The sequence below is a fragment of the Nitrospirota bacterium genome (assembly GCA_020846775.1).
In the GTDB taxonomy this organism is placed as follows: domain Bacteria; phylum Nitrospirota; class 9FT-COMBO-42-15; order HDB-SIOI813; family HDB-SIOI813; genus RBG-16-43-11.
In genome coordinates, this window is sequence record JADLDG010000020.1 from 1 (window position 1) to 6,858 (window position 6,858).

9 protein-coding genes are annotated in these 6,858 nt (G+C 40.7%); 5 read left to right on the plus strand and 4 right to left on the minus strand.

Features of this window, described 5'->3' with window-relative positions; genetic code table 11:
* The first annotated feature begins 119 nt into the window (after positions 1 to 119).
* The 5 genes from IT392_02055 (at position 120) to IT392_02075 (ending at position 4,551) form a co-directional block, all read left to right on the plus strand.
* Entirely contained in the window at positions 120 to 1,487 is a 1,368-nt protein-coding gene (locus IT392_02055; GenBank protein MCC6543268.1) for an AAA family ATPase, read from the plus strand.
* Complete coding sequence (locus tag IT392_02060) at positions 1,484 to 3,382, plus strand: ATP-dependent helicase (protein ID MCC6543269.1); 1,899 nt, start codon at positions 1,484 to 1,486, stop codon at positions 3,380 to 3,382. Before IT392_02055 ends, IT392_02060 begins: the two co-directional genes overlap by 4 nt.
* A gap of 272 nt (positions 3,383 to 3,654) precedes the next feature.
* Positions 3,655 to 4,140 carry a hypothetical protein gene (locus tag IT392_02065; GenBank protein MCC6543270.1) on the plus strand — a complete coding sequence of 162 codons (486 nt, stop codon included), beginning with the start codon at positions 3,655 to 3,657 and terminating at the stop codon, positions 4,138 to 4,140.
* Positions 4,141 to 4,176: 36 nt separating this feature from the next.
* A complete protein-coding gene (locus IT392_02070; GenBank protein ID MCC6543271.1) occupies positions 4,177 to 4,332 on the plus strand; it encodes a hypothetical protein in 156 nt (51 codons plus the stop codon).
* A 75-nt stretch (positions 4,333 to 4,407) separates the two neighbouring features.
* Positions 4,408 to 4,551 carry an LOG family protein gene (locus IT392_02075; protein MCC6543272.1) on the plus strand — a complete coding sequence of 48 codons (144 nt, stop codon included), beginning with the start codon at positions 4,408 to 4,410 and terminating at the stop codon, positions 4,549 to 4,551.
* A 64-nt stretch (positions 4,552 to 4,615) separates the two neighbouring features.
* Here the strand turns inward: IT392_02075 and IT392_02080 are convergent, their stop codons facing one another.
* The 4 genes from IT392_02080 to IT392_02095 all read right to left on the minus strand — a co-directional run.
* Complete coding sequence (locus IT392_02080) at positions 4,616 to 4,939, minus strand: nucleotidyltransferase domain-containing protein (protein MCC6543273.1); 324 nt, start codon at positions 4,937 to 4,939, stop codon at positions 4,616 to 4,618.
* On the minus strand, positions 4,912 to 5,304 hold the full coding sequence (locus IT392_02085; protein ID MCC6543274.1) for a HEPN domain-containing protein: 393 nt from the start codon (positions 5,302 to 5,304) through the stop codon (positions 4,912 to 4,914). The genes IT392_02080 and IT392_02085 overlap by 28 nt, the downstream gene beginning before the upstream one ends.
* Positions 5,305 to 5,529: 225 nt before the next feature.
* On the minus strand, positions 5,530 to 6,246 hold the full coding sequence (locus IT392_02090; protein MCC6543275.1) for a hypothetical protein: 717 nt from the start codon (positions 6,244 to 6,246) through the stop codon (positions 5,530 to 5,532).
* A 385-nt stretch (positions 6,247 to 6,631) separates the two neighbouring features.
* Positions 6,632 to 6,858 (minus strand): MarR family transcriptional regulator (locus IT392_02095; protein MCC6543276.1); only part of this gene is annotated, 227 nt, incomplete at its 5' end.

The following is a 6,858-nucleotide window of genomic DNA, read 5'->3' on the forward strand; positions in this document are numbered from 1 at the left end:
CCGTTTTAATCTGTGAAAGCGCAGAAAAGATAGTTTAATAATAATGAGGTACTGATAAAGATTGCTGATTTTCAGCTATGGAATTTAAAGTGCCCGGGACTATGGAAAATTAATTGACTTTGAGGCTTGAAGGATTAAATTACCCAGGGTTCAGCGATCCTCAGATTGTGTTATCTAGTAAAGTAAATCCACTTGAAGGGTTAAATCATGATGCCGCGGTTCAGTTCAATGTAGTTCGCGATAAGACATCTTCAAGCTCGCCTTCAAGCTCACAGCCCTTGTGTCTGCCGGAACAATACAACGGGCTGGGGTATCAAAACCTTATTTCTATGGTGTTTAATCTCATTCGTTTCAGAGATGAATGGATGAGGGTTGGAAAGGCTGGCAAGAGAGGAAGTAAAACCGATGGCTTTATCGAGCCGCTTCACCTCGTGCTCATTGAAGAGCCCGAGGCTCATCTTCATGCCCAAGTGCAGCAGGTTTTCATTAAGAAAGCTTATAGAGTATTGCGAAATCACACAAACTTGGGTGAAAAGAAACAGTTCAACACGCAGATGTTTGTAAGCACCCATTCCAGTCACATTGCCCATGAAATCGACTTTACCTGCTTGCGCTATTTTCGAAAAACGCCAGCCGTATGTGGCAGCGATGTCCCATGTGCAACAGTGGTAAACCTGACAACAATTTTTGGCAGAGATACAGACACATCGAAATTTGCAACACGGTATCTCAAAACAACCCACTGCGATCTGTTTTTCGCTGATGCCGCAATCTTGGTAGAGGGACCTGCAGAAAGAATGCTTATCCCACATTTCATCCGCTACAAGTTTCCAGAACTGGACAGAAGCTATATATCCTTGCTTGAAATCGGTGGGAGTCACGCACATCGTTTAAAACCCTTGCTCGAATCATTGGGGGTGCTGACGCTTGTTGTTACTGATCTGGATTCAATAGGCGAAAACACCTCCGGAAAAGTTTTTCCAGAAAAAGGGCAGAACTACCGGACTGGCAATTATACGCTAAAAGAATGGGCACCTTGTAAAACCCAACTTGACGATGTGTTAAATGCTACTAAAGAAGACAAAGTTACATCTGATGGTAGGGTTAGGGTTACATACCAGTGCGCTTTACCGGTGACTTATAAAGTTGGCACAGTGGAAACTGCCATACCCTACACCTTTGAAGATGCTTTGGTGTTAAGCAATCTTGACTTCTTTAAGAATAAACCGGGTTCAAACGGTCTAATCAAGAAGATGGTTGATGCCGTTGTAAAACCTACTCTTGGCGAAGCCTGCAGCGATATGTTCAATGCACTTAAAGATGGCAAGAAGGCCGAAATGGCACTGAACCTTCTCTACACAACAGAACCGAGTGAGCTTCAGCCACCAGAGTACATCAACGAAGGTCTTGAATGGCTAAAGGATAAACTTGGACTAATAAATAGAGATTTAATTGACCAAAATGCGGTAGATGGAGGTAAGGCATGACCAAAGATAATACTGCTGCTGTACCGGTCGATGAAGAAATCTACGGCTGCCTTGATTTAGACAATCCTAAAAGTTTTTTTCTTTTTGCAGGGGCAGGCTCTGGAAAAACCAGATCTTTAGTCGAGGTATTAAAAAGATTTCGCGAACAGAATATCGGCCGCGTGCGACTCAATGGACAGAAAGTCGCCATCATCACCTATACCAATGCCGCATGTGATGAGATCAAACGCCGTCTCGATTTCGACCCAGCATTCGCAATCTCAACCATTCACAGCTTTTCTTGGGAATTGATCAGGCCATATCAGAGTGATATCAGGGTTTGGTTAAAAGAGCATATAACATTGGAAATAAATGAACTTGAGGAGAAGCAAAAAACTGGGAATGCTGGTTCTAAAGCAGCAATAGATCGTCCAAGGCAAATTGCTTCCAAGCGGACCAGATTTGATGCCATAGACCACATCCGAAAGTTTACCTACAACCCGAATGGTGATAACACAGGCAGTGACTCGCTTAATCATGCGGAGGTGATCAGCTTAACTGCTGATTTTCTCCTCAACCGCCCTTTGATGCAGAAAATTATGGTACGAAAATTCCCCATTCTGCTTATTGATGAGTGTCAGGACACCAAAAAAGAGTTAATCGATGCATTCTTTAAAGTTCAGTCAATGCATTACGAATGCTTCACTCTGGGCCTGTTCGGTGACACTATGCAGCGCATTTACGCAGATGGAAAAACTGATCTGGGACAAAACATCCCCGATAATTGGGCAAAACCTGCCAAGACCATCAATTATAGAAGTCCAGAGCGGATCATCACGCTTATCAATAAAATCAGGTCCGATGTCGACGATCATGCTCAGGACGCCGCCAAGACTGATGAAGGTATAGCACGATTGTTTATCGCAGATACCACAGACTCACTTGACAAAGCAGTATTCGAAAAAATAGTTTCATCAAAAATGGCTGAAATCACAGGTGATAGTGATTGGATGGAATTGAATAATGGAGTAAAGATTCTGACTCTTGAGCACCACATGGCGGCAAAGCGAGGTGGCTTTGGCAGCTTTTTCGATCCACTGTATGCCGTTGATAAGCTTAAAACTGGATTACTTGATGGAACCCTCACTGGGATTTCGTTGTTTGCAAAGCAGATTCTTCCCTTGATTAAGGCCATGCAGGATGGTGACCAGTTTGCAGTTTCTCGAATAACCCGAAAATTTTCTCCTCTCCTGAAAAAAGAGACTTTAAAAAATAGCGCAACACCTCGTGAAGAAATCCTAAAGGCAAATGATGCTGTAAAAGCATTGCACGCCCTCTGGGTTGCAGGAAGCTCCCCTTCATTAAACGCCATTCTTAAGGAAGTTTATCGCAGCGGTTTATTCGTGGTTCCTGACACCCTTGTGCCAATTGTCGCACGCTTAAATGCACAGGAAAATATCCCAGCTGCCGACACTGAAAATGACTCTGACAAGGATGAGGTTATTGATGCCTGGGACGAGGCTCTCAAGAGCTTATTCAGCCAGTTTGAGGGTTATGTTAGTTACATATCCGATCTATCTAGTTTCGGAACGCATCAAGGTATAAAGGGACTGGAATTTCCTCGTGTCATGGTCATTATAGATGATGAAGAAGCACGGGGGTTTCTCTTCAGTTATGACAAATTATTTGGTGCCAAAGTGCCAACGGCAACAGATAAAAAAAATAAATCGGAAGGCAAGGAAACCAGCATTGATAGAACCCGTCGCCTATTCTATGTCACTTGCAGCAGAGCGGAGAAAAGCCTGGCGATTGTTGCCTATACTAAGGAGCCGGGAAAAGTAATGAATCACGCAATATCACATGAATGGTTTGAAAAGAATGAAATTATTTGCGATATTAAAGAGTTGAAATCGTAGATCAAGAAATGACTCTCCAAGCGCTCCTTTCCCAAATCACCCTCGGCGAAAACATTTCTGTTAGGGGATCAAATAGCTGTAGAAGGATCATAAAAACCCCTAACGCGCCGGTTAATGGTAATGCCTTTTCAGCATACCAGACGGGTGAGGGGGTATATAAGATGGTAAAGTTGCCGGAGGAGGCAAGTGTTATAAGAGGGTGTTGGATAACTTCAATGGATTGACATGCGCACCCAATTTGATAATATCAAAAGCGTTGAAGGAAATAACAAATGGCCGAGCAAATGCGAATTCACTTATGGAACAACAAATTGACATCAAAAATGAATGTTCGGTATTACCACTACCTTCGACGTAGATATGAAAAGAGAGATCTCTTTATCAAGATCTCTCTGGCAATACTTACTTCTGGAGCCGTGGCAAGCTGGGGGATATGGGAAATATATCAAGGAATCTGGAAAATATTATCGGCAGGAGCTACTATAGTAGCTATAATTAATCCATTCCTAAATTATTCTAAATTGATAGGTAAGGTATCTGACCTACATGGCAAATGGGTAAGGATAGAGGCTGAGTATGCCAAGTTATGGATAGCTTTTGAAGACAATCTAATTGAGGGTGCGCAAAATAAACTCAATGAATTATTAGATGAACAGAGTAAAGTCAAGGAAGGTGAATCCGAGATACCGTATCTTCCTGAGCTTATAATAAAATGCCAAGAAGAGGTTATGAAATCAGAGGGTATTAAACCGAAGTGACAGTAATTAATTGATCACTTTAAACGGAGGTGCAAAATGGGCAATGATAAAGATAATGATAAGGTCAAACATCAAGGCGAAAAGAAGAAGCAATACGAGGAGACAGAAAGAAAAATAGAAAGAATAGACCCAATTGACTCATGGCCTCCTCCGCCTCCTCCAAATGACAAGAAGAAAAAAGAGCAGAGTTAAGATTTATAGGAGATCAACAGTAAACATTAAATAAATGGTTTAATATTTTCAAGTGTGGCGATCAGAGAATACTCAATGATTCTGCACTCTGCGGCGATCATAATTGCACCAGGGGGATCAGGTTCCGAGTGGGAGATTTTTCAAATATTGGAGTCCGTGAAGAGTGATCAACTAAAAGCTGTACCTATTTATTTAGTTGGGGAAAATGGGATAGAATAGATAAAAGAGACTATTGTAGATAAATTGGTTTGTTTCCCGTAATTGCAGAATTTAGAAAAGGGAATTACATGATCCTTTTCCCTGTAGTAATTATCTCCTTAATAAAAGGATTGGTTTCATCAAAATCCGACCTTGCAAATGAATGAGGTTCTATTCTTAAATCAACCTTTCTTCTCAGATGCATTAACTTTACGTCTTCAAGAAAGCCGTCAACGTTATCGGTATCCAAAAATATCGCCAGATCAATATCGCTGTCAGGTGTGGATTTATCTTTTGCGCAGGACCCAAACAGATATAATCTCCACACCTCGATCCCATTTTCTTGTAGAATTTTTATATACTCTTTAATCTTATTATAGATTATTCTTTTATTCTCTTTTTGAGCCATTTTCTGAAATCCTTTATCTTTGTGATATAGCCCTCTGCGAATCTCTTTGTTGCCTTTTTATAGAATCTCTCTTTATAATCAGGATACCTTGCCTTAATATTGAAGGTAGTAACTTCATCCAGGAGATCTTTCTGTTCTTCAGTAAGCAATAACCCCGCTTTCTGTGCAAGCTTAGCAAGGTCATGAGTAAATGGGATGTTTATATCAATGTTTTTAACATAAATTGCCTTTAGAAGTTTTTCTAAGACCAGATGTCCTATAAACAAAGACCATCCATAATGACCATTTTTATAAAGACTATTCATTACCCTCAGGTCTTTATCTGATGAAGATATCCAGTAATTTTTAATTTCATCCTTTGTCATGGTACCCTGAGATAATTAGCCTATTATAGTTTGCACATTTCCGACTATGTTAGCAGGGAAACTCAATTTTCACAAGGTCAAGTCATATCCTTTAGCAATTATCGGTGAAATATCAGGCAAATGCACATCCAACGGAATAGGTGCTCAGATGTGACATGATGAGCTCTCAAATAACAAAAGGAGGCTCATCATGTTTGACAACAATAAAGATAAGGTACGGTGGTATTATATGAGTATGTAGTGCCCATTCTTTGTCTGTTTTAAACTAATAGAACCATTTCCATTGATCTCAAAAGATTTGGCATCATTTGCTGCCTTTAAGGGCTTTGAACTATAAGAAACTGAAAAGTCCTTGGCATTAACTCCTTCAGATCGAAAAACAATACTTGTTGTTTCACTATTACTGATTGAAAAGGTTCCTTCTATTCGGACCCGATTCCCATCAGTAAACCCCTTTTCTACATTGCACCATGATCGCCCCACGAGAACTGTTAACCCATACTGAGCAACAGGTACGCTTAGATTAACGCTTTCATGAGGATGAACAGCAACTGCCTGATGGCGGCTAACTCCATCCGGGCTAGTGATTAGCATGACCATAGAGTAATCATGTTGGTTTATAAATTCGATACCAGAATATAGTACGTCTGTTCTGCGCATTACTGAAGGATCAAGTATGAAACCATACCCATTTTCTGGCAATGCATTGCAAGATGAAGTCTGTAATGAATAATTCCGTGTAACGACAGTTACAGTCTGCTGAGTTGCAGCAATTCTGTTATAATTTTTCATCTTCATACGCTTCGTTATTCCAATAACTGACCCTATCGATATAAGAATTATTATAAAATATACAGGTAATCTGATGGAACTGGATGCCACTCTACGTTTCTCCGGACCAGTGCCACGGTTTCGCATGTAATCCCTATCATTAAGTCCCATTAGCTAATTTGTCCTCTACGTTTTTATAGAATACAACTCTGTGATCAATATCCGCCCGTTCATACAGCACTTATAGTCAGTAATACGTGTGCAGCATATATGTTTCGTCAAGTGAGACCTCAGGCTTTATATAATATGCATAGCTACGTCATTAAATTAATTACTAACATAGTGTCCAATCATATGAAAATCTGTCTGCATCTTTCTCGTACCTTCTTGATAAATAAAGCAAGAGCGGAGAACCTGGGAAGGAAACTGCAGATAACGTCATTGCTGGATAAGTGAGATAATAATAATAAAACCTGCTATGACAACAAGATACCGTTATATATACAATTGAAATTACTCTAGAAGAGAATGGTGTTGACTATTATGCTGTTGATCACTATGGCCCTGGTTCATTCCAATTAATACCAATCAGCTCATTATTAATTGAGCGTACCGGTAATAGCTGCCTTGCTTTTCTGCCTGACCGCGGGTCGGGTCTGCTCTCGATTTCACCCATTTCAACCAGGAGTTGGACGTCCTTGAATACCCTGCTGTAATTGCGGTCTGTCCTCCTGGCCAGATCATAGATGCTTATCCCGGGGTTGCAGACGACCATCTTCAACA